Here is a 25,576-nt window from a genome sequence, read left to right as displayed (position 1 = left end):
ACGTAGATATTTTTAATTTATGGCTACGAAATGCACTGCCCTGTCTCCTGAATACTTTCTGAGAGGATTGATTCTGATGAATGCACTTACCGCCGTAAAACAGCCCGACGAGGCGTTGTCCCGGACCATCACCGGTTTCAGCATCACCACATCCGTGCAGTCTCCGCGCTTGCTGGAGCTGACGTTCTCAGCGGAGGTCACGCAGCAGTTCCTGCGGGAGGTGGAGCAGTGGCCCATTCAGGCCCTGGAGTACAAATCGTTCCTGCGCTTTCGGGTGGCGAAGATCCTCGATGACCTGTGCGGCAACCAGCTCCAGCCCCTGCTGCTGAACACCCTGCTCAGCCGTGACCAGGGCGCGCTGCTGATTTCCGCCGAGGGGGTGGATAACGTCACTCAGGCCGACGAGATGGTGAAGATCGCCACCGCGGTCGCGCACCTGATCGGTCGCTCCAATTACGACGCCATGAGCGGCCAGTACTACGCCCGCTTTACGGTAAAAAACGTCGATAATTCCGACAGCTATCTCCGCCAGCCGCACCGCGTGCTGGAGCTGCACAACGACGGCACCTTCGTCGACGAAGTGACCGACTATGTGCTGATGATGAAGATCGACGAGCAGAACATGCAGGGCGGCAACTCCCTGCTGCTGCACCTCGACGACTGGGAGTCGCTGGATACCTTCTTCAGCCATCCGCTGGCCCGTCGCCCGCTGCGCTGGACCGCGCCGCCGAGCAAAAACGTGGCCGCAGATGTGTTCCACCCGGTGTTTGACGTCGACCAGCAGGGCCGCCCGGTGATGCGCTATATCGACCAGTTCGTCCAGCCGAAAGATTTTGAAGAGGGCGTCTGGCTGAGCGAACTTTCTGACGCGCTGGAGGGCAGCAAAAACATCGTCTCCATTCCGGTACCGGTGGGTAAGTTCCTGCTGATTAACAATATGTTCTGGCTGCACGGCCGGGATCGCTTCACCCCGCACCCGGATCTGCGCCGGGAGCTGATGCGCCAGCGCGGGTATATCAGCTACGCCACCAGCCACTATCAGACTCATCAGTAGGAATTGAGCGGATGTATGACTTCGTGATTATCGGCGGCGGCATTATCGGCATGTCGACCGCCATGCAGCTGATTGAACTCTACCCGGACGCCCGCATCGCCCTGCTGGAGAAGGAGGCGGGCCCCGCCTGCCACCAGACCGGGCACAACAGCGGGGTGATCCACGCCGGGGTCTACTACACCCCCGGCAGCCTGAAGGCGCAGTTCTGCCTGGCGGGCAACCGGGCGACCAAAGCCTTCTGCGATCAACACAACATCCGCTACGACACCTGCGGCAAGATGCTGGTAGCCACTTCTCCGCTGGAGATGGAGCGCATGCGGGCCCTGTGGGACCGCACCGCCGCCAACGGCATCGAGCGCGAATGGCTCAGCGCCGCCGAACTGCGCGAGCGCGAGCCCAACATCACCGGGCTGGGCGGGATTTTTGTCTCCTCCAGCGGGATCGTCAGCTATCGCGAGGTGGCGGCGGCGATGGCGAAACGCTTTCAGACGAAGGGCGGAGAGGTGATTTATCGCGCCGAGGTCAGCGCCCTGAAAGAGCATGCCGACCGGGTGGTGATCCACACCCACGACGGACGCGAGTATGAAGCCTCCACCTTAATCAGCTGCTCCGGGCTAATGGCCGACCGGCTGGTGAAAATGCTCGGCATCGATCCCGGGTTTATTATCTGCCCGTTCCGCGGGGAGTATTTCCGCCTCGCGCCGGAGCACAATCAGATCGTCAACCACCTTATCTACCCGATCCCCGACCCCGCGATGCCGTTTCTCGGCGTGCATCTCACCCGGATGATCGACGGCAGCGTGACGGTGGGGCCAAACGCGGTGCTGGCCTTCAAGCGCGAGGGCTACCGCAAGGGCGATTTCTCCCTGTCCGATATGCTGGAAATTATTGGCTCGACGGGCATCCGCCGGGTACTGCAGAACAACCTGCGCTCGGGCCTGGGCGAGATGAAAAACTCCCTGTGCAAAAGCGGCTATCTGAAGCTGGTGCAGAAGTACTGCCCGGGGCTGACGGTGAAAGATCTGCACCCCTGGCCCGCGGGTGTGAGGGCGCAGGCAGTTTCGCCAGAAGGTAAGCTGATCGACGACTTTTTATTTGTCACCACGCCACGCACCATCCATACCTGTAATGCCCCCTCCCCGGCGGCGACCTCGGCGATCCCCATCGGGGCGCATATTGTGAGCAAGGTTCAGACCCTGCTCGCCAGCCAGCACAACCCCGGGCGTTCACTGCGGGCTGCCGGTAGTGTGGAGACCTTACATGCCGCGTTTACCCGTTAATCATTCAGACAGGAAGCCATCATGCAACTCAACGATCCCAGCTTATTCCGCCAGCAGGCTTATATAGAAGGAGAGTGGTGCGACGCCCACAGTGGTGAGACCCTCGCCGTGACCAACCCGGCGAACGGCCAGACTCTGGGCAGCGTGCCGAAAATGGGTGCCGACGAGACCCGCGAGGCGATTGAGGCGGCGAACCGCGCCCTGCCCGCCTGGCGAGCCCTCACCGCCAAAGAGCGCGCCAACATCCTGCGCCGCTGGTTCGATTTGATGATGGCGAACCAGGACGATCTGGCCCGGCTGATGACCCTCGAGCAGGGCAAACCCCTGGCGGAAGCGAAAGGCGAGATTAGCTATGCCGCCTCCTTTATAGAGTGGTTCGCCGAAGAGGGGAAACGCGTCTACGGGGATACCATTCCGGGCCATCAGGCGGACAAGCGGTTGATCGTGATTAAACAGCCGATTGGCGTGACCGCCGCCATCACCCCGTGGAACTTCCCGGCGGCGATGATCACCCGCAAGGCCGGTCCGGCCCTGGCGGCAGGCTGCACCATGGTCCTCAAACCCGCCAGCCAGACCCCCTACTCCGCGCTGGCGCTGGCCGAACTGGCGCAACGCGCCGGGATCCCGGCAGGGGTGTTTAACGTGGTGACCGGTTCGGCGTCCGATATCGGCAACGAGCTGACCGGCAACCCGCTGGTGCGCAAGCTCTCCTTTACCGGCTCGACCGGGATAGGCCGCCAGCTGATGGCCCAGTGCGCGAAGGACATCAAAAAGGTCTCGCTGGAGCTGGGGGGCAACGCGCCCTTTATTGTCTTTGACGATGCCGACCTCGATAAGGCCGTGGAAGGGGCGCTGGCCTCGAAGTTCCGCAACGCCGGGCAGACCTGCGTCTGCGCCAACCGCCTGTACGTGCAGGACGGCGTCTACGATCGCTTTGCCGAAAAACTCCAGCAGGCGGTGGAGAAGATGCAGATCGGCGACGGCCTGACCCAGGGCGTGACCATCGGGCCGCTGATCGACAGCAAGGCGGTGGATAAGGTCGAAGAACACATTGCCGACGCGGTGGAGAAAGGCGCGCGGATTATTACCGGCGGATCGCAGCATAAACTCGGCGGCAACTTCTTCCAACCGACTATTCTGGTAGATGTACCCGGTGATGCCAGAGTGGCAAAAGAGGAGACCTTCGGCCCGCTGGCGCCGCTGTTCCGCTTTAAAGATGATGCCGATGTTATCCATATGGCTAACGACACCGAATTCGGCCTCGCCGCCTACTTCTATGCCCGTGATTTGAGCCGCGTGTTCCGCGTCGGCGAGGCGCTGGAGTACGGCATCGTCGGGATCAACACCGGTATTATCTCCAACGAAGTTGCCCCGTTCGGCGGCATTAAAGCCTCCGGCCTGGGTCGGGAAGGTTCCAAATACGGCATCGAAGATTACTTAGAAATCAAATATATGTGCATCGGCCTTTAATCTTTCAGGAGATTTAAATGAGCAGCAATAAAGAATTAATGCAGCGTCGCAGCAATGCCATTCCCCGTGGCGTGGGTCAGATCCACCCAATTTTTGCCGCCCGGGCCGAGAACTGCCGGGTGTGGGACGTCGAAGGCCGGGAGTATCTTGATTTCGCCGGGGGGATTGCGGTGCTGAACACCGGGCATCTGCACCCGGAGGTGGTCAGCGCCGTGGAAGCGCAGCTGAAAAAGCTGTCGCACACCTGCTTCCAGGTGCTGGCCTATGAACCCTATCTGGAGCTTTGCGAAACCCTGAACCAGAAAGTGCCGGGGGATTTCCCGAAAAAGACCCTGCTGGTGACCACCGGCTCCGAAGCGGTCGAGAACGCGGTGAAGATTGCCCGCGCGGCGACAAAGCGCAACGGCACCATCGCCTTTACCGGGGCCTATCATGGCCGCACCCACTACACCCTGTCGCTCACCGGGAAAGTGAACCCTTACTCAGCGGGCATGGGGCTGATGCCGGGCCACGTCTATCGCGCGCTTTATCCCTGCGCCCTGCACGGCATCAGCGATGATGACGCCATCGCCAGCATCCACCGCATCTTCAAGAACGATGCCGCCCCGGAAGATATCGCCGCCATCGTGATCGAGCCCGTGCAGGGTGAAGGCGGCTTCTATGCCACCTCCCCTGCCTTTATGCAGCGCCTGCGCGACCTGTGCGACGAGCACGGCATCATGCTCATCGCCGATGAAGTGCAGAGCGGCGCGGGCCGCACCGGCACCTTCTTCGCCATGGAGCAGATGGGCGTGGCGGCGGATATCACCACCTTTGCCAAATCCATTGCCGGCGGCTTCCCGCTGGCGGGCGTTACCGGACGCGCCGAGGTGATGGACGCCATCGCCCCGGGCGGGCTGGGCGGCACCTACGCCGGGAGCCCGATCGCCTGCGCCGCCGCGCTGGCGGTAATCAAGGTCTTCGAGCAGGACGATCTGCTGGGCAAAGCCAACAAGCTGGGTAACACCCTGCGCGAAGGCCTGCTGGCTATCGCTGAAAAACACCCTGAGATCGGCGACGTTCGCGGCCTGGGGGCGATGATCGCCATCGAGCTGTTTGAAGAGGGCGACCACCATAAGCCGAACGCCGCCCTGACGGCGCAGATTGTGGCCCGGGCGCGGGATAAAGGGCTGATCCTGCTCTCCTGCGGCCCGTACCATAACGTGCTGCGCATCCTGGTGCCGCTGACCGTGGAAGAGGCGCAGCTTCAGCAGGGTTTGGCGATTATCGCTGAATGTTTTGACGAGGCGAAGCAGGGTTAATCTTTACGCCCGGTGCAGGCCGGGCCGTATTCAAGGAGCACGACCATGACCATCATTTCCCAGGCAACGGCCATCGACGGCTACCGCTGGCTGAAGAACGACATTATCCGCGGCGTGTATCACCCGGATGAGAAGCTGCGGATGAGCCTGCTGACCTCCCGGTATGAACTGGGCGTCGGCCCGCTGCGCGAAGCGCTGTCGCAGCTGGTTGCCGAGGGGCTGGTCACGGTCATTAACCAGAAAGGCTACCGTGTGGCCCCCATGTCCGAACAGGAGCTGCTCGATATCTTTGATGCCCGCGCCAATATGGAGGCGATGCTGGTGCGCCTCGCTATAGAGCGCGGCGGCGAAGAGTGGGAAGCCGACCTCCTCGCCCGGATGCATCTGCTGAACAAGCTCGAATCCCGCGATGCCAGCGAGACGATGCTGGACGAGTGGGACCAGCGCCATCAGGCGTTTCATACGGCGATTGTGGTGGGGTGTGGGTCGCGGTATTTGATGCAGATGCGGGAGCGGCTGTTCGATCTGGCGGCGCGGTATCGGTATGTGTGGTTGCGCAAGACGGTTTTGTCTGTTGCGATGTTAGAAGAGAAGCATGTGGAGCATCAGAAGCTGATGGATGCGGTGCTGGCGCGGGATGCGGATAAGGCGGGGGAGCTGATGTATCAGCATTTATTGACGCCGATTCCGATTATTAGAGGGGCGATGGGGGTGGGTTTGGCGACATGAAAAGTTAAAGTCACCTTAAAACAGGCACTTTGAAGTGGATGTGTGTTTGTGGGCCTGGAAGCGATGCGGCACTGGCGGGTGCGCCGCGCCGCTCCCCCGGATACTCATCCGCCAGGGGACTGTACCTCAAGCAGGTACGGATAGGTCTTGTTCTTTCCTTTATGGCGTTAAACGCAGAATTACATCATAGCTTCCCAGGTTCGTTAGAAAAACGGCCGTGGGTTTCAAAGAAGCGGCGCATCTCTTCCAGCCCTTCCCTGCTCTCCTCTGTCCAGCGAGCGGCCTGCAGCCGTTTCTGTTCTTCGAGCAATGCTTTATTTAGGAGAGCGGATATGTTCGCCCCGGATTGCTTCACTTCATCGTAGAGAGCTGGGTCCACGATTAGGGTAACAGTTCTCTTTGGTTCAGTATGAGTCATGATATTTATCCTTATATTTATTGTGGTAAATATCCATTATGGCTGGTCCGCTCGTGAAAGCAGAATGCCTTTAAGCACAACCTTCCAACAAGATAATCGGGAAGGTCGTGTCAGAGCGCGAGGAGGAATGACTAAGAGACGCTATTTTTCCTTACCTGCGGGCTTAACATCCGCCACCCAGGTGCAAATTACGGCACATCCCGGTCGTAGCCTGGATACTTTTTCGGAATGTCTCACTATCCCAACGCTCTCTCGTCTTACCCTTTTAAAAGCAAAGCCCCCAATAAAGCTGGCTTTTTTAGGATCAGTCAAAAATAAGTGTACAGGTACCGGAATTTATTTAGCTTTTTGATTATGATTAGTCGTACAACCATTTCCCGGCTTTAGCTGATTCGATCAACATGCTAATCGTAAAATCGGGAACAGGAACAGGGGCAGATTTCTTAAACGGATTCCAGGAAAAAGGCTCGTCGGGATAATAGATCTTTATATTAAAGCTTCCTCTATTAACGTTAAATTCTCTAAAAAATTCCTCCATGAGTGCTTCTGCCTCGTCGACATCCAGCAACATATCCGTATCGAGGTCTGTACTGGCATTGAGTAATTGTTGGTTTTCTCGTTATTGATGAGGTACACGCCGTTATAACGTCTGGCAAGCGCATAGATACGTTGTTCGATATTCCCGGTCATAACTTATCATTTCCTTATGCGTAAAATTATAAATCACAGTGAATTAATATATTTAATGGATATTCGAAAGCAGCCGAATAACGCTTATTACGTTTTATATTAATCTGGACTTATTTTAATTTACTGGTTAGATTTACAGGTGTTATTTAACGCAATACGGGCATGCGCCAACATGCCCGTATCGCTCATCACAATCACTATTTAACGAGAATAGTAATCATGACTGATATCGATTGTATTGCAGAATCACTGCAACCAGAAGTATTTGCAGCCGACGACCGGGTATTTACCGTAAGTTATGCGACGCGGTACGGGGATTACACCCGCATCCCTGCATTTATTATGAAAGGCCTATGGCTCAATGAAGCCGGGTTCAGCACCGGAACGAAGGTGGATGTGAAGGTGATGAAGGGCTGTATGATCCTGACCTCCCGGCAGGGAGAGCCGGAGATAGAGACGCTGATGCGTGAGGTGAGTCAACTGTCGGACCAGGCGCAACAGCAGGTGATGGACTTTGTTGGGGTGATCTCCGGGAAGCTTCGAAAGGCTTAAGACAGCGATAGTATGATTAAGGCGCCGGTGGGCGCCTTTTTGTTGGTTGCGAAAGGCAGCCAGGTAAAAATAAAGGCTCCCTGAAAACATACCGGGAGCCCTGGTCGTATTATCTTAGAAACTGAGCAACCCAGCGAATTAACTCAATTAAGGAATACTGCCCAAAGAGTTCTCCCTCATTTGTCACCCAGATCGGGAAAAACAGCAACAGGGAAGCTGTGAGCAGGCTGGTCAGAAGAAGGCTCATGAACCAACCGCTACGTAAAATCTTCTGATTAACCGCCCATTTAGCCAGATGCTGGCCCATTCGCCAGCGGACCCAGCCCCTGCGCCATAAATACCCAAGCAAAGAGATAACAATGGCAACGATGGCAATAAACAGGCCACAGTAACGCGCCAGTACCTCCAGGGAAGCGAGTAAATTATGCTGATTATCCCAGTTAGTGAACGGGGTAAGATAGACCCGTCCTGTCGCCCTGTCATTGGACCAGATATCGCCATACGCTGTGTACAGAGGCATAAACAGATAGATAATGACAGCGCTGAAGATTGACCACTTCACCACCGACCAGTTCTGGACAGCCTGCGTGATGGCTTTCAGGCTGGTCAGGGCTTCATCAATATAGGTTGTGGTGACTCCACGATTCATCGCTTCGCGGAGCATCTCGCCGGATTTACCCGCGCGGTTCGCATCCAGCATATCCTGATGAGCTTCCGATTCCATAAATGTGGCCACCGTTTTACGGCTACACGTAGCAACAAGCGGATTCAGCAATTTCCCTCGGGTGGTTCGATAGACAAGCTCATTCAGATCGTTTTTCAGCATCAACTCAACGACATGCCCCGCATCCAGTATTTGCGGACGACGACCGTAAACGATCCAGTTAACAGGCTGCGCAGCAAGCTGAGCCTGGCGTAGCTGGCTCGTAAATCGGGCAAAGGGTACGCTGGCACTGTAGATAAAGTTAACGTTACGCAAACCCTCATCAATACTGGAATCTGCCAGCTCAACGGCGCCAAAACTTGCCAGTTCCGGGATACCCGCTTTGTAGAGGCCATCTTTAATGAACGTCGGCACATCCTCACGATGGTAGATCAACTGGTAATGAGGCACGGCAACGCTGGCAAGCCGGGTAATGCGGGTTGTTTCGCCTGTCCCCTCGCAGGGAGAACAGCGCTGGTTTCCCGAGCCGCTACAGTGGCCGCAGTTCACCTTACCACCTGTGCAGGTGTAGCACATCCGGTAGTGGCTCTCCGTGCGATACTGATTGGTGTAGTGATCGAAATGGCTTCGCTGTTCCAGTACCTGCCCGCTTCCTCCACAGGTTGTGCAGCTCACGCGGCCAGAACCATAGCACCAGGAACAATTGACCTGTCCGCGTCCATTACAGTTAGTGCAGTTTTCAGTTAAACAGAGGCGCGTTGGATGGGAATAGATTTCTTGCTCTTTTTGAAGCGCACCGTAAGGGTGGGAAAGCACCAGTGCTTGTGCTTCACGAAGAGTTTCTGCGCGAGATAAGACAGCGCTGGTTTCAGCCTGAAGCGCCTCGGCGTACTGGAAAGTACTGGTAAAAACGCGGGTGCCGCTCCCGACGCTGACTCTTCCCACCTGAGTGTGATCTGTCGTCTCAACACGAAAATGGAGACTTAAGTTAATCTGGTAGTCAAAATCGATTTTTTCGACCAGGTCCAGTTCAAGATTATCTGGCTGTAACCTCGTCGAGCGTTCCACGAAGTTTTGGATGGTGGTAGAGCACGTATCCAGCCACGCGTCTTTCATCTTTATTACCTGAATTGAGAGTTGTTATCGGCAGAATGATATGGCTTTGCCTACATCAGGCAACTACTAATAAACGGAGTTGGGGGCATTAAGCATGACGCATCTTGCATATATAAAACATAGTGACTGGAAATCGAACTGAATTAACGCCTCGCGTAAAGCCAATAATTAATTCATTTTTATTAAATGTCATCCCACGCCTGAAAGTCCTAAAAAACGCATAACCTCAATTTTTTAAAGGTTGCTGATCGACTGAAGCCGGAGCCAGCGCTCTTAGCCTCAGCGCATCTTCGATTTAAATCTCCACCCGCTCAAGGATCCTTCCCAGATATTCCCCAAGCTGATGTTTATGCAAATAAGCCTCAATTTCCCACGCCCAGTTTTCTCCGTCGCCAAGCAGGGCGCGACTATGGGTTGAAGCATAGAGATAGCGGGTATCATAGAGATTAATCAGCGTCTGATTTATCCCCTCAACGCTGCATGCGGGGTTTTTACGTTGCTGTAGCTCCAGTGCCCGGACAATACGCTCCTGATGCTGCGGATCGGAGGGAAACTCTCTCTCATGCAGTTCACTGAGCACCAAAAACTGCGGTGGGATCCCTTCTGCAATGGCCGCCTGCAGACGATAATGACCATCAAGGATCACAAAAGACGCCAGCCCGGCAATGTGCCGGACCAACACCGGCGGCAGTGTGCCCTCACGGCATTTTTTACGCCACCATTTCAGCCGCCCCGCATCGGTGTTTATCGGATAACGTCCCAACAGCAAATTGCCGCCCCACCACCAGTCTACGTACCTGACTTTTTGCGGATCCGCTAAATCAGGGAAGTCCTCGCCATAGAGCACCCAGTCGCAGCCCATATTTCCGGCGCTGGCGGGGGAATCAAAACGCCAGTCTGCGATGGGTACAGAGGATTGCGCGGTGCGGCTTACCGGTGCCATAGGCCTTAACAGCCACCGGCCCGCCGTCAGCAATGGCGCTGGCGAATCCATCAGCCGCCGGGCAAAGTAGCGACACCATTCGCCTGTCCATGCCTGCGCGCCCTGCGCTTTAACCGACTCCACATCTGCCGAGGACACTGACGGTAATAGCGCCTGCTGACCGGGATGGTCGGCGTTAAAGACCAGCCAGACGCCGGAATGATCTTTCAACACTGTGGCCCAGAACAGCGTCTCGCCCTGAAACTGCAATGCCATGCGCCCATGGTGGCCGCTGAGCATCTCCATGGCATGACCGGGATGCTGCTCAGCCCGGACCGTCAGCTCCAGCCCCTGCCAGCGATTGTTCCGATCCAATAAATCTTTCCACCAGTATTGCGTCATTTTTCCTTCCCTGTGAGCGGCTTGCAGCGCATTAAAATATAGGTGATGGGCATTGCAGAGTAAATTTGGTCACCTGATTTAAGGTGTTGGAGTCCGCTCTTCAACTGCCAATACATCACAAATTCACCAAATACATAGATTCACCGTTTACATCACCATTCATTTATTGTGTGATCCTGTTACAGGTTTCGGTAGTTAGCTACCTCACCCACCGTAACAGGATTTCATTGATGGATTTTTACCAGGCTGACCCTACGCTGGAGAACTACTGGCGCGGGGTGATTCTTTTTGGAAAGAACGTCGCATCGTATAAGTTCGCGCTTGCCCATGCCCTGTATGAGATTGATAAGACGGGCAGCGACATCATCACCCTCGACGAACTCGCCGTGCCGTTCAGCCGCCATCTTTGCGAACACCTGAAACACGCGCCGAAGCAGATCACCTCGAGCCGCAGCCAGTTTCTGGATACCTGCGCGCAGTTCAATAACGGTGAAATTTCACATAACCAGCTGAATGAAACCACGGTACGCCGAGGCTTTGCCAACGTGATTGATGCTTTCCACAATGTGAATGGCGGCGAGATCGAGAAACGATTTTTCATTGATGAGCGAAAGACCCATAACGGCATCCGCCTGACGGATAACTTCTTTCATCTGGGCGAGCGTCAGCAGTATCAAAACCTGGCTTTTGAAACTACTGCGCGCTGGAACCTGGTCGAACAGGCCTGGGCGATGGGCGTGTCCCGCAACCTTGTTGGCGTCGAGTTCGACGAAGATAATCAGTTGTTGTTCAGTCGCGTGAACGCGCGTCGGGTTGATATCACCAGCTGTCGCGACAGTTTAAACGGCTACCAGAAAGGACGCTGCTTCTACTGCTTCAAACCCATCAGCCTGTCCCCGGGCGATCCTGACCTGGCCGATGTTGACCACTTTATCCCTTGGGCAGCCCGCAATGAGGTTGCCAATATCAATGGCGTGTGGAATCTGGTGCTGGCCTGCCAGTGCTGTAATCGTGGTGCTGAAGGGAAGTTCGCGCGCCTGCCTGGACGCACACTCCTGCAACGGTTAAATGCCCGCAATGAGTATTTTATCCAGAGCAAACTTCCGCTGCATGAAACCATTGTCCAACAGACCGGAAACCAGCCCGTCGCACGGAAAAATTTTCTTGAAAATAACTGGAATGCTGCCAAAGTGAGGCTCTTCCATACTTGGGAACCTAAAGCCGAAGGCGAGGCCACATTCTAATGACGCTTAAATACTATCAGGCCAATGCACAGACCTTCTTCAACGGGACGGTGAATGTCGATATGTCCTCTCTGTATGAGACCTTTACCAAACATCTCGCGCCTGGGGCACGGGTGCTGGATGCGGGGTGTGGTTCAGGGCGCGATGCAAAGGCGTTTTTGGAGATGGGGTATCAGGTGGAGGCATTCGATGCGTCCTCAGCGATGGTTGAACTGGCGCGGGAACATACTGGGTTACCGGTTCAGCTGATGACCTTTGCGGATGTTGAGTGGAAGGAAGAGTTTGATGGGATTTGGTGCTGTGCTTCGTTGTTGCATGTTCCGGCTGTGGAGTTGCCGGGAGTGATGCGGAGGTTGGCAGATGGGCTGAAACCGGGCGGGGTTTGGTATGTGTCGTTTAAGTATGGAGATGGAGAGCGGGAGGTTGATGGAAGGCGATTTACGGATATGGATGAGCTGGGGTTGAGGGCGCTGTTGGGTACGGTAGTGGGGATTGAGCTCGCTGAGATGTGGGTGACGCGGGATAAGCGTCCGGGTAGGGATGAACGTTGGGTTAATGGAGTGTTGAGGAAGGGGTAAAGAGGCTGTGCCTGTCTGACATTTTTTGTGTGGCGTCAGCTCTCTTCAATTTAACAATGGGGAAATAGTGCGGCTCGATAATTTTAATATTATCTTTCCCCGTCCGTCGTGATTTTCATATCGCTATAAACACATATATTTCTTTTCAAGATAATTATGCCAATATTTTAACAATTTCGGTGTAATGACTAATGGCGAACATAGTGCCATTATAAAAAACAACGCATAAACTCCAAAAACCAATAATAGCACACCAACAAAAACACGATCTACTTCAAATTTGTCAACAAGCGCTTTTATTTTTACGCGTTCTTTATCAAGCCCTACAGTTGTACACACCATAAAAAGCAAATCATAACTAATGTTGAAATGCTTGCTTAGATTTTGATAAGTATCAGAATGACAAACATCTTGGTTTAAACGCCATTGAGATTTATCAGGATAACTAATGGCATCATGCTCAGATAGAGTGAATTTTTCATTTGTGTCTATAAACTTAAGGTTAGTATAACCTTTTGGTGTTTCAATGACTATCTTTACTGTGTAATACGAAAACCCTCCAATTATCAAGGCAATGATAAAAGAGCAAGAAATTGCAACCTTTTTCTGTTTAGCTGATAAAGGTTTGATTTTTTCTAGCGGAATTTCTTTATAAAAGAAACGAAAAAGTAGAGAATTTACTCCAGCCTCCTTTACATAACAAGGGATTTCCTTAAAGAATTTTTTATTTAGCCTTAATGATTCAATATTAATTTGTAGTAAAGTAGCTAGAATTACACAAACCACGCCAGAAATAAGAGGTGTGTTTAATAAACTCCATAAACCATCATTTTCCATGATAACTCCATAAACTTTCATTTCCGAACAATATAAAGAAAATCATGTAAACAATTTTCTCCACCAAACAATACTTGCATTTCCCGATCACAACAGAGTAATCATACAAATGCAATATTATATAAATCAAAGAGGATCTAATGAAAGAACATCCGCTCTAGCTTTAGGTGCGTAACAATACACAAATAAAGCCATATCAGTAAAACACCGATATGGCTATCAAAGTAAGATTCAAGCAGGCAGGAAAGTTTTCTTCAGAGGCACCAGAAGCTTGGTCTCGATATCTACTTGCTCGTAGTTTTCGATAAGCGCTCTGACAAGATCGTCAAGTGTCCAAAGCGTCAGAGGTATAGTCGAACGGTCGGCTTCATATCGAGCATCCTTCGAAAAGCCCCCTGTACTGACATACAGCCCGCGATCGTCTTTATGGCGACCGCCGATAAAGCTGCGAATCTGCTGACTCCCCATCTGCTCCCTGCGATGTTTTACCTCAACGATAATGCGTGGATTTTCAAAACCAAAACCATCAGGTGAAGCAATGATATCTTTACCCCGATCGGCACCCGCAGGTGAAACCTGCGTTTTATAGCCCATGCTGCGTAAAACTCCTGCAACCAGATTTTGCATCTCGTCCCAATCAAGAGAATTTATACGATCTTTGATACCCTCAAATGCCAACATTTCCATATCCCGGAGTGGATCAGAAATGACTTCATCCTCGTCCATCGCAATTGGGTTTTGAGTAATAACGTCTACAGAAGGTTTCTTATCCTGTAAAAGCTCTTCTAACGCATATTCTGGAAGCTGGAATACAGTCAGCGTGGACCCCAATGTATTTTTGGTAGCAATAGATAATCGATCACGGTCGATTTCTTGACCATTCCATTTAACCTGGCGAGCAATGCCCATCCCCTCTTCTTCCCATTCAGGATGGTACTGGAAGTCAGATATTACTTTGCCTAACAGGTAAGTACGGTTGGCTGGCGAATAGGTAATGACCCAATCGCCCTTTTGAATCTCATTCACAAAACGCCAGACCTGCGATGCACCAGAACGGGCCGTCCCTAGTTTTGTTAACGGATCTGCTTCTTGATACAACGCAAGTAGCTGGGCTCGGGACAGGCCGGGTTTGACTAAAGGAGCCAAAAGAGACCAACCGATGCCAACAATTTGTTTATCACGGAAATCGTCATAGAGTTTGCCGCCATCGCCACGGATCATCCACATTCTGTTGCCCATACCCTGTCCTTTAAGAAGAAAAGAATTTGCGAGGGATCATATGCTTGATATCTAGGAGCGTCAAAACTCTCTGCAGCCACTGCGCTAATATCCCCAGATAATGGTTCCTGGAAATGATGCGTTCATCCTCTCGATCAACGCCAGGCGCTAGAAGGCACCATTCGGAATACCATTCTTAAAGTAACGAATGTTGAAGAACGTATCATCGTAATCATCTTATCGCGATATGTAAGTACTCGCGTTGTTTAAAGTAATATCAAAGCTGTGTCAGATGAAGAAAGATTTCTTGGTAGGGTTCTAGACTATTAACTACTCACTGACACTTCCTCGTTAAGCCTTGCCGCTAGCATGAAGCTCTTATCAAACGTACAATCAAAACCCTAAAATAGCCCTTTACGAACAAAACTGTTATCAACGGGAATTATTGTGAATAAACAGCAGCTTGCATCAAAAATCTGGGAATCAGCCAACCAGATGCGTTCTAAGATTGAAGCCAACGAATACAAAGACTACATACTCGGCTTTATCTTCTACAAGTACCTAAGCGACCAATTGGTACAGTTTGTCACCAAGCAGGGGATGACGCCCGCAGATATCAAAGCCCTCACTGAAGAAGATGCTGACACCGTTAAATACGTTCAAGACAACCTGGGCTACTTTATTGCCTACGATAATCTGTTTTCTACGTGGGTTAACCCAACATCCGAATTTGATGAATCTAACGTGCGAGATGCACTCTCAGCCTTTAGCCGTTTGATTTCACCAACTTACAAAAAATTGTTTGAAGGCATTTTTACAACGTTAGAAACAGGTTTAAGCAAATTGGGTGAAAGTGCTGGCAAACGCACCAAAGCCATAAGCGACTTACTACACCTGATCAAAAGCATCCCCATGAATGGCAATCTAGGCTATGACGTACTGGGCTACATTTACGAATACCTGATTGAAAAATTTGCCGCCAATGCCGGTAAAAAAGCCGGTGAGTTTTACACGCCTCATGAAGTTTCGGTACTAATGTCGAACATCATCGCCCATGAGTTAAAAGACAAAGATACCATCAAAATTTACGATCCTACTTCCGGCTCTGGTTCGTTACTGATCAATATCGGTGAGGCGTTCGAGAAATATGCTAAAAATAAAGATAGCATCACCTATTTTGCTCAAGAATTAAAAGCCAACACCTACAACCTAACTCGTATGAACCTCATCATGCGTGGTATTAAAGCCAGCAACATTAAAACCCGTAATGGCGACACGCTCGAAGAGGATTGGCCATATTTTGATGACAGCGATCCTCAAGGCTCATACTATGCCTTGCATGTCGATGCAGTAGTTTCCAACCCGCCTTACTCACAAAACTGGGACCCCAGCTTTAAAGAGAGCGATCCGCGCTATTCACGTTTTGGCCTGGCGCCTAAAACCAAAGCCGATTTTGCTTTTTTACTGCACGATCTTTACCACCTGAAGCCTGATGGCATTATGGCTATCGTACTGCCCCATGGTGTTTTGTTCCGTGGGGGTGAAGAAGGTCAAATTCGCAAGCAACTCATTGAGCAAAATCATATTGATGCCATTATCGGTTTACCGGCTAATATCTTTTTTGGCACCAGCATTCCCACGGTGATTTTGGTACTCAAACAAAAACGCCAAAACACCGATGTATTGGTGATCGATGCCTCCCGTCATTTTATGAAAGAAGGCAAAAACAACAAACTGCAAGCCAGTGATATCAAGCGCATTACTGATGCTGTAATTACCCGCGAAAATATCGATAAGTTCTCGCAGCTGGTAAGTAAAGAAACCCTGCGCGACAATGACTACAATCTCAACATATCGCGCTATGTGGACTCATCTGCGGCAGCGCAGAGCTGGGATTTACACGCCACCATGCTCGGCGGCATCCCTAACAGCGAAATCGCCGAGTTACATAGCTATTGGCAGGCTTTCCCACTATTGCACAATACCTTGTTTAGGCCAACATCTGCCGCTTACAGTGAGCTAGCCATTGCCAGACAAGACGTCAACGCCAGTATTAGCGGACACCCGCAAGTGTCAGCGTTTATCGGTGCCTATAACCAAGCCTTTAATGGCTTTGATGTCCAGCTAAACACTTGGTTAATACAAAACTGGGAAAGCGTAAAGCGTAACCAACAAGAGGCGGTTTTAAGTGCCGGGCTATTTACTCGCTTAGCCCCCATTGCTTTAATCGACAAATATCAAGCTTACCAATACTTAAACAACCAATGGCAACTCATCAGTGCAGATCTAGAAATGATGCAAACCGAAGGTTTTTCTGCCACTAAACAAGTTGACCCTAATATAGTCATCAAGAAGAAAGATAGCAAAGACACCGAAGTACAAGACGGCTGGAAAGGCCATATTTTGCCCTTTGATTTAGTGCAACAAACTTACTTAAATGATGATTTAGAAGCCTTGGCAGCTAAAGAAACCCGCTTGGCTGAAATTGCCAGCACGCTTGAAGAAATTTTTGAATCCCTGACCGAAGAAGAAAAAGAACAAATTACAGTCAAAGAGAGCAAAGATGGATTTGCAAATGTCGAAGTAGGTAAAGCCGCCAAAACCTTCCTGAAAGAACAAAAAGACAGCGAAGTTAAATTTGCAGAAGAAAGTTATGAAGCCAAAATTATTGGTGCAAACGAATTAATCGAGGAAGAAAAAGCCTTGAAAAAAACGGTCAAAGATGCAGCCATTACCCTGCACTTAAAAACCAAAGCAACTATCGAAGCCTTAACCGATGAACAAGTGAACAATCTGCTGCATCTTAAATGGATTGCACCATTAAGCACAGAATTCGCCGCCATGCCAAACGCCGTAATTAGCCAACTTACCAGCCGAGTGCAAGCTCTTGCCGACAAATACGCCGTTACCTATTCGCAAGTGGCCCATGAGATAAAAACCACCGAGCAAGAACTGGCTGAAATAATGGGCGATCTCACTGGTAATGAGTTTGATATGCAGGGCTTGGCTGAACTCACCAGCTTACTGAAGGGTAAATAAGATGAGTATACAAAACAAGGTGCCAGAAATTCGATTTAAAGGGTTTAGTGGGGATTGGAAAAACCTATATTTGGGTGATCTAGGTTCTATCGCTATGAATAAAAGAATTTTCAAGCATCAAACGTCTGAAAATGGTGACGTTCCATTCTTTAAAATAGGTACTTTTGGAAAACAACCTGATGCCTTTATTAGTAAAGCTCTATTTGATGAGTATAAAAAGAAATACCCATACCCAATTGAGGGAGATCTTCTGCTTTCAGCTTCTGGTAGTATTGGTCGCGTTGTTGAATACAAAGGGGAAGATGAATACTTTCAGGATTCAAATATTGTTTGGCTAAAACATGATGGAAAAATAGATAATGCTTTCTTGAAAGTTTTTTATTCTATGGTTAAATGGAGTGGATTAGAAGGCAGTACTATTAAACGACTCTACAACAAAAACATCTTAGACACGGAAATCAGTATACCCGAAAGACCTGAACAAATCGCCATCGGCAATACCTTCCAAAAGCTTGATACACTAATCATTCAGCATCAAAAAAAGCATGACAAGCTTATCAATATTAAAAAAGCCATGCTGGAAAAAATGTTTCCTAAACAAGGTGCAACCATTCCAGAAGTCCGTTTTAAAGGATTTAGCAACAATTGGTTTGAGGTTAAATTAGGTGAAATTGCCAGAATTAAAGGTCGTTTAGGTTGGAAATCCCTCAAGCAAAATGAATATCTCAGCGATGGTCCTGCAATGATTGCCGGTAAACATATAGAAAATGGTCATATCAACTGGAGTAAGATCGACCATATCCCAGAATGGCGTTACATAGAGTCGCCAGAGATTATGTTGAAAAATGATGATGTAATATTTTCGAAGGATGGTTCATTGGGCAACCCTGCCGTAATAAGTAATCTACAATGCAAGGCTACCATAAATTCTACAATGATGCTTGTAAGGCCTAGTGATAATCTAGACTCTAACTTTTTTTATCAAATCTTGAATTCAGAACTGTTCAAAGAATTAATAAAAGAGAAGGTCTCTGGGAGCAGTATCCCACATTTATTTCAAGCAGACATGAAGCTATTTAAGTTTTATAGCACTAGTTTAGAAGAGCAATATGAAATAGGTATTTACTTCAAGAAACTCGATACCCTAATTAACCAACATCAACAACAAATTAACAAACTCAACAATATCAAGCAGGCCTGCTTGAGTAAAATGTTTGTTTAGCGGGGGTAGCAGAAATCATGAACACCTTTAAAACCGAAGCACAATTTGAGCAGGCTTTTATTGAGGTACTCACCTACAAAGGCTGGGAACCAGAGATCCTCAAAAACAAAACCGAAGCGGATTTACTGCAAAACTGGGCAAACATTTTGTTTGAAAACAATCGCCAGCGGGATCGTTTAAACGATGTCCCGCTTACCGCGACTGAAATGCAGCAAATTATTGAGCAAATCAAAGAGCTTAAAACCCCGCTTAAGCTCAACGGTTTAATTAACGGTAAAACCGTGGCGATTAAGCGCGATAACCCAGCCGATATTTTGCATATGGGCAAAGAAGTCAGCTTAAAAATATACGATCGCCAGGAAATTGCCGCTGGCCAAAGCCGTTATCAAATTGTGCAACAGCCAAAATTTGAACGCGGCAGCCCTTTGCGTAACGACAGACGCGGTGATGTGTTATTGCTGATTAACGGTATGCCGGTGATCCATGTAGAGCTAAAGCGCAGCGGTATTCCAGTTAGCCAGGCCGTAAACCAAATTGAAAAGTACAGTAAAGAGGGCTTATTTAACGGCCTGTTTTCGCTCATCCAAGTGTTTGTGGCCATGGAGCCAAACGAGACAAAATACTTTGCCAACCCCGGACTAGACGGCAAATTTAATCCTGATTATCAGTTTAACTGGGCCGATTTTAATAACGAACCCATGAACTACTGGAAAGACATTGCCTCTACCTTGCTTTCTATCCCTATGGCGCACCAGTTAATTGGCTTTTATACCGTCGCCGACGATACCGATGGCGTGCTTAAGGTAATGCGCAGTTATCAGTATTACGCCGCTAATGCGATATCAGACAAAGTAGCTAAAACCAACTGGAAGCAACTGGGTAGCACGGCCAATAATCCCGAGCGCCTCGGAGGTTACGTGTGGCATACTACTGGTTCGGGTAAAACCATGACCAGCTTTAAATCGGCGCAATTGATTGCACAATCCAAAGATGCCGATAAAGTGATTTTTTTAATGGACAGGATTGAACTGGGCACCCAGTCGCTCGCGGAATATCGCAATTTTGCTGGCGATGGCGAAGACGTTCAAGCCACCGAAAATACTCACGTACTCATTACCAAATTAAAAAGCACCGCCCCCGCTGATACCTTAATTGTTAGCTCTATTCAAAAGATGAGTAATATTTTTGAAGCGGCATACGATGAAGGCACGGTTACAAACGCTGCGGATATTGAAACAATTCGCGCTAAGCGTTTGGTGTTTATTGTCGATGAGGCGCACCGTTCAACCATGAGCGGCGGCAAAGATAATAAAGACGGAATGTTAGTTACCGTCAAAAAGACGTTCCCTGCCGCCTTGTTTTTTGGTTTTACGGGTACACCTATCCATGATGAAAACCATATTAACAAGAACACGACCGCTGATGTTTTTGGAAACGAGTTACACCGTTACAGCATTGCCGACGGTATTCGCGATGGCAACGTTCTGGGCTTTGATCCTTACAAAATCTGTACCTTTAAAGATAAAGAGCTACGCCAAGCCGTCGCCCTCGAACAGGCCAAAGCCGATTCGGTGGCGGATGCTATGTCAGTACCTGCCAAAAAGAAAAAATTTACTTATTTTATGAATGATGTATCTATGGCTGGCCATAAAGATGCTATCGGCAAGTATATCAAAGGCATAGAAGATTTTATGCCAAAAGAACAGTATCTTACTGCAGACCATCAAGAAAAGGTAGTAGAAGATATTCTGGCCGAGTGGGATGTGCTCAGTCAGGCCAATAAATTTCACGCAATTTTAGCCACAAGCAGCATTGCTGAAGCCATTGACTATTACCGCCGTTTAAAAGCAGCCAAACCTGAGCTTAAAATTTCGGCTTTGTTTGACCCGCACATTGATAACGATGGCAGTAGCGATCGTGGACCTACTTTTAAGGGCGATGGTTTGGAAGAAATTATAGCCGACTATAACGCACGTTACGGTCATGATTTTGATTTTGCCCGCCACGCAGCATTTAAAAAAGATTTAGCGTCACGGCTTGCACATAAAAAGCCTTACGAGCGCATTCATACTGAGCCTTTAAAGCAGTTAGATTTACTAATTGTTGTGGATCAAATGCTCACTGGCTTTGACTCTAAGTGGCTTAATACTTTGTATTTAGACAAGGTGATTAAGTACCAAAATATCATCCAGGCGTTTTCGCGGACCAATCGATTGTTTGGCCCCGACAAACCCCACGGAATTATCCGTTACTATCGCTATCCGCACACCATGGAGCAGCACATTAATGCTGCGGTAAAACTCTATTCCGGCGACAAACCTATAGGACTCTTCGTAGATAAGTTAGGGAACAATATTAAAGCCATGAATGATTTAATGGTGGACATTACCAATTTGTTCGTCAGTGCGGGTATTCAGAACTTTGAAAAACTACCAGATGATGTGGAAGCCAGCGCTCGATTCGCCAAATTATTTAATACCTTTAGTAAGCACCTGGAAGCAGCTAAAGTACAAGGCTTGCACTGGGAACAATCGGTTTATCCCCCTACTGAAAATGGTGTGGGGTATGAGGTAACGCTGACTATCGACGAACAAACTTACCTGAGCCTAGTCTTGCGTTATAAAGAGCTGGTAGGCAAAGGGGAAGGAAATGTTGCAGGCGGCGGTGATGTGCCTTTTGATATCAGTGGTTATTTAACTGAAATAGATACTGGTAAAATCGATGCAGATTATATGAACAGCCGCTTCGATAAATTTTTAAAAGAGCTGAACATGCACCAAGACTCAGCGAGCATTGAAGCCACATTAAATGAGCTGCACAAGTCTTTTGCATCGCTCACCCAAAACGAGCAAAAGTACGCCAAGCTCTTCTTGCATGACCTGCAGCGCGGCGATGCTGAGTTAATTGAAGGCCATACTTTTAGAGACTATATCAACACTTACAAAGATAACGCTGAAAATGCACAATTAAATGCTGTTGTTAATGCTCTTGGTTTAGATAAAGGGCTACTCATCGCATTAATGGCTGATAATATTAATGATAATAATATCAACGAATTTGGTCGCTTTGATGCTTTAAAAGATACGGTAGACAAATCAAAAGCAAAAATCTATTTTGAAAAACAAGACGGCGTAACCATACCTCTGTTTAAGCTGAACATACGCATTGATCAGTTCTTAAAGCAGTTTATTTTGGCGCAATCGAACGAATTATTAAATGACAATGATGTTGGTGTAGTCCTTTAATAGATGCCGTTTCCTCGGCATAAGTCATACGACACTTATGCTGAGGATGGAGTATTGCACAGGATCTTGATAAAAATCATCGGTACCAGCATCAGAAATTCAAAAAGTAAGGAACCTTCTTCCAATAACAAATTCCAGACACAAAAAAAGCCGCCCTTAAGCGACTTAATTTTTGCATCTTATGGTGCCGAAGGCCGGACTCGAACCGGCACGTATTTCTACGGTTGATTTTGAATCAACTGCGTCTACCGATTTCGCCACTTCGGCACTGAAGGGGATGCGGAAACGTTGTGGATTATACCTGTCGCGCGCCGCCATGCAAGCGGCGACGCGCTAAACCGCGCTAAGTGCCCAAAAAACCAGCGCCCCCCTCAATCCAGTTCCATCACCGCCAGCCGAATCACCCTCGCCGCCTTCTGCTCCGGCAGCGCAAGCACCTTCGCCCACATCGCCTGCACCAACTCGCAGGTGAGCTTCTCTTTGCCTACCGCGTTCTCCGGCATCACCAGCAGCTGGATCGCCACCCCGTACTGGCTGGCGAGGGACTGCATAATCGGCCGCACATCCTCCACGGCGGCGGCATGTTCCTCCGGACTAACGGTATGGCGGTTTTTCCCCCAGCCCGTGCGCATCATGTCGGCGTCGGCCTGCAGGCGGCGCTGCATCATATCTTTATCCAGCACACGCATCGGGTTGATGCCGCCCTTTACGGCAGGGAATAAGAAGCGGAAGCAGGCATCGTCACTCACCTTCTGAATGGCGGCGGTCTGCTCCATATTGATCGTCATCCAGGCCACCGCATTGGCGTCGGGGGCATATTGCAGGCGCGACATCTGCAGCTCGAGGATCTGCGGCTGGACCACGTCGATAATCTCCTGCTCAGACTCCCCCGCTTTCTGCATGGTGAGGATCTGCTCGCGGATACGTGCCACAAATCGGGGGTCCTGCTCTCTCAGCACCTGCCAGGAGGGCATGGCGTTAAGGACGGTATCAAGTCGATGTTCGGGGGTGTTTTGCAGGCGCTGCTTGTCGTAATAAACCCAGAAGGCCACTGCTGCGGAGATAACCGCTACCACTGCTATACGAGTCCACGCTCTTCTCATCGTTACGCATCCTTGATCCTTTAGCTATGCCGGTTTACACCGGCACGCCGCTATGGAAGCGAAACTCGTTGTCCGGTGATGAGATCAGTGTGGCTTCAATTTCACCAAAAAGCTGTATGCGGGGAGAGATATCCTCGTCGCTCACCTGTTGGGCAAGCGTCAGATAGTCCTGATAATGCCGCGCCTCGGAGCGCAGCAGCGACAGGTAAAACTTCTGCAACTCCTCGTCGAGGAACGGGGCCAGCGCGGCGAAGCGTTCGCAGGAGCGGGCTTCGATATAGGCCCCGCAAATCAGTTTGTCGATCAGCGTCAGCGGCTCGTGGGTGCGCACGGCTTTCAGCATCCCTTTGGCATAGCGGCTGGCGGTGATTTTGACGTAGGGGATGTTGCGGGACAGCATCGCCTCGCGCACCTGCCAGAAATGGTGCAGCTCCTCTTTAATCAGCAGCACCATGCTGTCGATAAGCGCCTGACCCCAGGGGTCGTCGGTCTTCGGCATCACGCTTTTGCCAATCTGCTTATGCAGGGCGACGAAATCCGGTTCCGGGCCTTCGCGGAAGGTAAAGGCTTCATAGGGCTTGAGCCACTCGAGCAGCGCGTCGGCACCGCTCTCGTCGGCGACGTATTTGCGCACTAATAACAGCGCGGTCTGGGCAGCTTTGAGTTCGCACACCATATGGTCGGTGAGCAGCAGCGGCAGGTTAGCCGGGTCGCGGGCTTTATCAATCCACGCTTGCGGGGTCGGGCACTGGAGGAAGTTGAGAACAGGGGCGAGTATCTGCGGGTAATCCATCATTGAACCTTGCAAAGCGGCAGCCGAAGCTGCCGCAAATCATACTTAGTGACGCACGCCGTCGTCGTCTTCGTCAAAATCTTCGTCGTCTTCGTCGTCACCCTCTTCGCCGTTCGGATCTTCGAAGTAGGTGCCCCAGCCGTCGTATTCCACTTCAAAACGTTCGGCCAGGTCCATCAGCTGTTCAACCTGGGCGTCGATCAGCTCTGCCTTCAGCGCGCCTTCGCTCAGGATGTCGCAGCAGATGACGGTGTCGCCCTCTTCCACTTCCAGCTCTTCTGGCTCCGTCACTTCGTAACCCAGACGGAAGGCTTCAACCGCCAGCTTTTCCAGCGCTTCGAAATCATCCGCAGAGAAATGGTGCTCGATGGTGTACAGCGCATCCGGATCGCTGCCGTCTTCCAGCAGTTCTTCAATAATCAGTCGCGTCTCTTCGCGCTGTTCTTCCAGCAGTTCTGGGTTTGCCATGGCTCGTTCCTCTTTAAAGTGCGGCAGATACTTCTATTTTCACACACGGATGTGTTTGCCTCCACCTTTGTAAGAAAGATTTGTGAATCGGGGTTGCAAGTGAATATTGATACAGATAAAGTGAATTTTAATTCAATAAGTGGCCTTTGCCATGTGAGGATAAAATGTCTGAACTGTATAAAAAACATTTTCTTAAATTGCTCGATTTTACTCCCGCACAGCTCACCTCTCTGCTTGCCCTCTCGGCACAGCTGAAAGCCGATAAGAAAAAAGGGACTGAAGTACAGAAACTTACTGGCAAAAACATCGCGCTCATCTTCGAAAAAGACTCTACCCGTACCAGATGCTCTTTCGAAGTTGCCGCATTTGACCAAGGCGCACGCGTCACGTATCTCGGGCCGAGCGGCAGCCAGATTGGGCATAAAGAATCAATTAAAGATACCGCCCGCGTGCTGGGCCGGATGTACGACGGCATTCAGTATCGCGGCCATGGTCAGGAAGTTGTCGAAACCCTGGCGGAATATGCCGGCGTGCCGGTGTGGAACGGGCTGACCAATGAGTTCCATCCAACCCAGCTGCTGGCGGACCTGCTCACCATGCAGGAGCATCTGCCGGGCAAAGCCTTTAACGAGATGGTGCTGGTCTATACCGGCGACGCGCGTAACAACATGGGTAACTCGATACTGGAAGCGGCGGCGCTCACCGGGCTGGATCTGCGTCTGGTGGCCCCGAAGGCCTGCTGGCCGGAAGAGAGCCTGGTGGCGGAGTGCAGCGCGCTGGCAGAGAAGAACGGCGGCAAAATCACCCTCACCGAAGACGTGGCGGCGGGCGTGAAGGACGCCGATTTCATCTACACCGACGTGTGGGTGTCGATGGGCGAAGCCAAAGAGAAGTGGGCCGAGCGGATTGCGCTGCTGCGTGGCTATCAGGTGAACAGCCAGATGATGGCCCTGACGGGGAACCCGGACGTCAAGTTCCTGCACTGTCTGCCGGCATTCCACGACGACCAGACCACGCTGGGCCAGCAGATGGCGAAGGAGTTCGATCTGCACGGCGGAATGGAAGTGACGGACGAGGTATTTGAGTCGGCGGCGAGCGTGGTATTTGACCAGGCAGAGAACCGGATGCACACCATTAAAGCGGTGATGGTCGCCACTCTGGGTGAATAACGCCTGCTTTTAAAATGACGGGAGGGTTGCCGCCCTCCTGATATTTATATTATTTACTTGTC

General features: G+C 50.4%; 21 protein-coding genes, 1 tRNA gene and 1 pseudogene. 13 read left to right on the top strand and 10 right to left on the bottom strand.

Annotation, left to right across the window (positions count from 1 at the left end; genetic code table 11):
• The first annotated feature begins 76 nt into the window (after positions 1 to 76).
• Genes glaH through csiR form a run of 5 tightly spaced genes read left to right on the top strand, consistent with a single transcriptional unit; the run spans position 77 to position 5,834 of the window.
• Positions 77 to 1,054, top strand: coding sequence for a glutarate dioxygenase GlaH (glaH, locus tag ES815_RS12350; RefSeq protein ID WP_142488048.1), 978 nt, complete (start codon positions 77 to 79; stop codon positions 1,052 to 1,054).
• A gap of 11 nt (positions 1,055 to 1,065) precedes the next feature.
• Complete coding sequence (lhgO, locus tag ES815_RS12345; RefSeq protein ID WP_142488047.1) at positions 1,066 to 2,334, top strand: L-2-hydroxyglutarate oxidase; 1,269 nt, start codon at positions 1,066 to 1,068, stop codon at positions 2,332 to 2,334.
• 21 nt (positions 2,335 to 2,355) lie between these two features.
• Entirely contained in the window at positions 2,356 to 3,804 is a 1,449-nt protein-coding gene (gabD, locus tag ES815_RS12340; RefSeq protein ID WP_142488046.1) for an NADP-dependent succinate-semialdehyde dehydrogenase, read from the top strand.
• 17 nt (positions 3,805 to 3,821) lie between these two features.
• Positions 3,822 to 5,105, top strand: a complete 1,284-nt coding sequence (gene gabT / locus ES815_RS12335; RefSeq protein WP_142488045.1) for a 4-aminobutyrate--2-oxoglutarate transaminase — start codon at positions 3,822 to 3,824, stop codon at positions 5,103 to 5,105.
• A gap of 45 nt (positions 5,106 to 5,150) precedes the next feature.
• Entirely contained in the window at positions 5,151 to 5,834 is a 684-nt protein-coding gene (csiR, locus tag ES815_RS12330) for a DNA-binding transcriptional regulator CsiR (protein ID WP_142488044.1), read from the top strand.
• Positions 5,835 to 6,018: 184 nt separating this feature from the next.
• Here the strand turns inward: csiR and ES815_RS12325 are convergent, their stop codons facing one another.
• On the bottom strand, positions 6,019 to 6,252 hold the full coding sequence (locus ES815_RS12325) for a type II toxin-antitoxin system CcdA family antitoxin (RefSeq protein ID WP_142488043.1): 234 nt from the start codon (positions 6,250 to 6,252) through the stop codon (positions 6,019 to 6,021).
• 358 nt (positions 6,253 to 6,610) lie between these two features.
• A pseudogene (locus ES815_RS12320) lies at positions 6,611 to 6,942 on the bottom strand (DUF1493 family protein).
• 219 nt (positions 6,943 to 7,161) lie between these two features.
• Here ES815_RS12320 and symE point away from each other — a divergent pair.
• Entirely contained in the window at positions 7,162 to 7,494 is a 333-nt protein-coding gene (symE, locus tag ES815_RS12315; protein WP_142488042.1) for an endoribonuclease SymE, read from the top strand.
• A 109-nt stretch (positions 7,495 to 7,603) separates the two neighbouring features.
• Here symE and ES815_RS12310 read toward each other — a convergent pair whose 3' ends face one another.
• Both ES815_RS12310 and ES815_RS12305 read right to left on the bottom strand, forming a co-directional pair.
• A complete protein-coding gene (locus tag ES815_RS12310; protein ID WP_142488041.1) occupies positions 7,604 to 9,274 on the bottom strand; it encodes a DnaJ-like cysteine-rich domain-containing protein in 1,671 nt (556 codons plus the stop codon).
• A 295-nt stretch (positions 9,275 to 9,569) separates the two neighbouring features.
• Complete coding sequence (locus tag ES815_RS12305) at positions 9,570 to 10,598, bottom strand: hypothetical protein (protein ID WP_142488040.1); 1,029 nt, start codon at positions 10,596 to 10,598, stop codon at positions 9,570 to 9,572.
• A gap of 230 nt (positions 10,599 to 10,828) precedes the next feature.
• Here ES815_RS12305 and ES815_RS12300 point away from each other — a divergent pair, with 230 nt between their 5' ends.
• On the top strand, positions 10,829 to 11,842 hold the full coding sequence (locus tag ES815_RS12300) for an HNH endonuclease domain-containing protein (RefSeq protein ID WP_142488039.1): 1,014 nt from the start codon (positions 10,829 to 10,831) through the stop codon (positions 11,840 to 11,842).
• Complete coding sequence (locus tag ES815_RS12295) at positions 11,842 to 12,420, top strand: class I SAM-dependent methyltransferase (protein WP_142488038.1); 579 nt, start codon at positions 11,842 to 11,844, stop codon at positions 12,418 to 12,420. The genes ES815_RS12300 and ES815_RS12295 overlap by 1 nt, the downstream gene beginning before the upstream one ends.
• Positions 12,421 to 12,543: 123 nt before the next feature.
• Here the strand turns inward: ES815_RS12295 and ES815_RS12290 are convergent, their stop codons facing one another.
• Both ES815_RS12290 and ES815_RS12285 read right to left on the bottom strand, forming a co-directional pair.
• Positions 12,544 to 13,257 carry a hypothetical protein gene (locus ES815_RS12290; RefSeq protein WP_142488037.1) on the bottom strand — a complete coding sequence of 238 codons (714 nt, stop codon included), beginning with the start codon at positions 13,255 to 13,257 and terminating at the stop codon, positions 12,544 to 12,546.
• Between the two features lie 231 nt (positions 13,258 to 13,488).
• Positions 13,489 to 14,496: a restriction endonuclease gene (locus tag ES815_RS12285; RefSeq protein ID WP_142488036.1), complete on the bottom strand. Its 1,008-nt coding sequence runs from the start codon at positions 14,494 to 14,496 to the stop codon at positions 13,489 to 13,491.
• Between the two features lie 426 nt (positions 14,497 to 14,922).
• Between ES815_RS12285 and ES815_RS12280 the strand changes: the two genes are divergently transcribed.
• The 3 genes from ES815_RS12280 to ES815_RS12270 are packed head-to-tail and all read left to right on the top strand — an operon-like array spanning position 14,923 to position 21,981.
• Complete coding sequence (locus ES815_RS12280) at positions 14,923 to 17,514, top strand: type I restriction-modification system subunit M (RefSeq protein WP_142488035.1); 2,592 nt, start codon at positions 14,923 to 14,925, stop codon at positions 17,512 to 17,514.
• Position 17,515: 1 nt separating this feature from the next.
• Entirely contained in the window at positions 17,516 to 18,736 is a 1,221-nt protein-coding gene (locus tag ES815_RS12275) for a restriction endonuclease subunit S (protein ID WP_142488034.1), read from the top strand.
• 17 nt (positions 18,737 to 18,753) lie between these two features.
• Positions 18,754 to 21,981 (top strand): type I restriction endonuclease subunit R, EcoR124 family, encoded by a 3,228-nt coding sequence (locus ES815_RS12270; RefSeq protein ID WP_142488033.1) that lies wholly within the window; start codon positions 18,754 to 18,756, stop codon positions 21,979 to 21,981.
• 182 nt (positions 21,982 to 22,163) lie between these two features.
• Here the strand turns inward: ES815_RS12270 and ES815_RS12265 are convergent.
• The 4 genes from ES815_RS12265 to rraB form a co-directional block, all read right to left on the bottom strand.
• Positions 22,164 to 22,248: transfer RNA gene (locus ES815_RS12265), tRNA-Leu, on the bottom strand.
• A 104-nt stretch (positions 22,249 to 22,352) separates the two neighbouring features.
• Positions 22,353 to 23,084 (bottom strand): topoisomerase II, encoded by a 732-nt coding sequence (locus ES815_RS12260; protein ID WP_142488032.1) that lies wholly within the window; start codon positions 23,082 to 23,084, stop codon positions 22,353 to 22,355.
• Positions 23,085 to 23,118: 34 nt separating this feature from the next.
• Entirely contained in the window at positions 23,119 to 23,877 is a 759-nt protein-coding gene (gene miaE, locus ES815_RS12255; RefSeq protein WP_142488031.1) for a tRNA isopentenyl-2-thiomethyl-A-37 hydroxylase MiaE, read from the bottom strand.
• A gap of 45 nt (positions 23,878 to 23,922) precedes the next feature.
• Positions 23,923 to 24,345: a ribonuclease E inhibitor RraB gene (rraB, locus tag ES815_RS12250; protein ID WP_142488030.1), complete on the bottom strand. Its 423-nt coding sequence runs from the start codon at positions 24,343 to 24,345 to the stop codon at positions 23,923 to 23,925.
• On the opposite strand from rraB, the gene argL reads away from it, so the two are divergent.
• Together argL and argF are read left to right on the top strand one after the other, a co-directional pair.
• The gene (gene argL, locus ES815_RS24150; protein ID WP_409518826.1) at positions 24,235 to 24,600 is read left to right on the top strand and encodes a putative translational regulatory protein ArgL; all 366 of its coding nucleotides are present in this window, start codon (positions 24,235 to 24,237) and stop codon (positions 24,598 to 24,600) included. The two genes, rraB and argL, sit on opposite strands and share 111 nt — an antisense overlap.
• Positions 24,510 to 25,514, top strand: a complete 1,005-nt coding sequence (gene argF / locus ES815_RS12245) for an ornithine carbamoyltransferase (RefSeq protein WP_142488029.1) — start codon at positions 24,510 to 24,512, stop codon at positions 25,512 to 25,514. Before argL ends, argF begins: the two co-directional genes overlap by 91 nt.
• Positions 25,515 to 25,576 lie beyond the last annotated feature (62 nt).

Source organism: Leclercia adecarboxylata (genome assembly GCF_006874705.1).
Lineage (GTDB): Bacteria > Pseudomonadota > Gammaproteobacteria > Enterobacterales > Enterobacteriaceae > Enterobacter > Enterobacter adecarboxylatus_C.
Note: the sequence above shows the minus strand (reverse complement) of the source record. Positions and strands in the feature narration are given on the sequence as shown.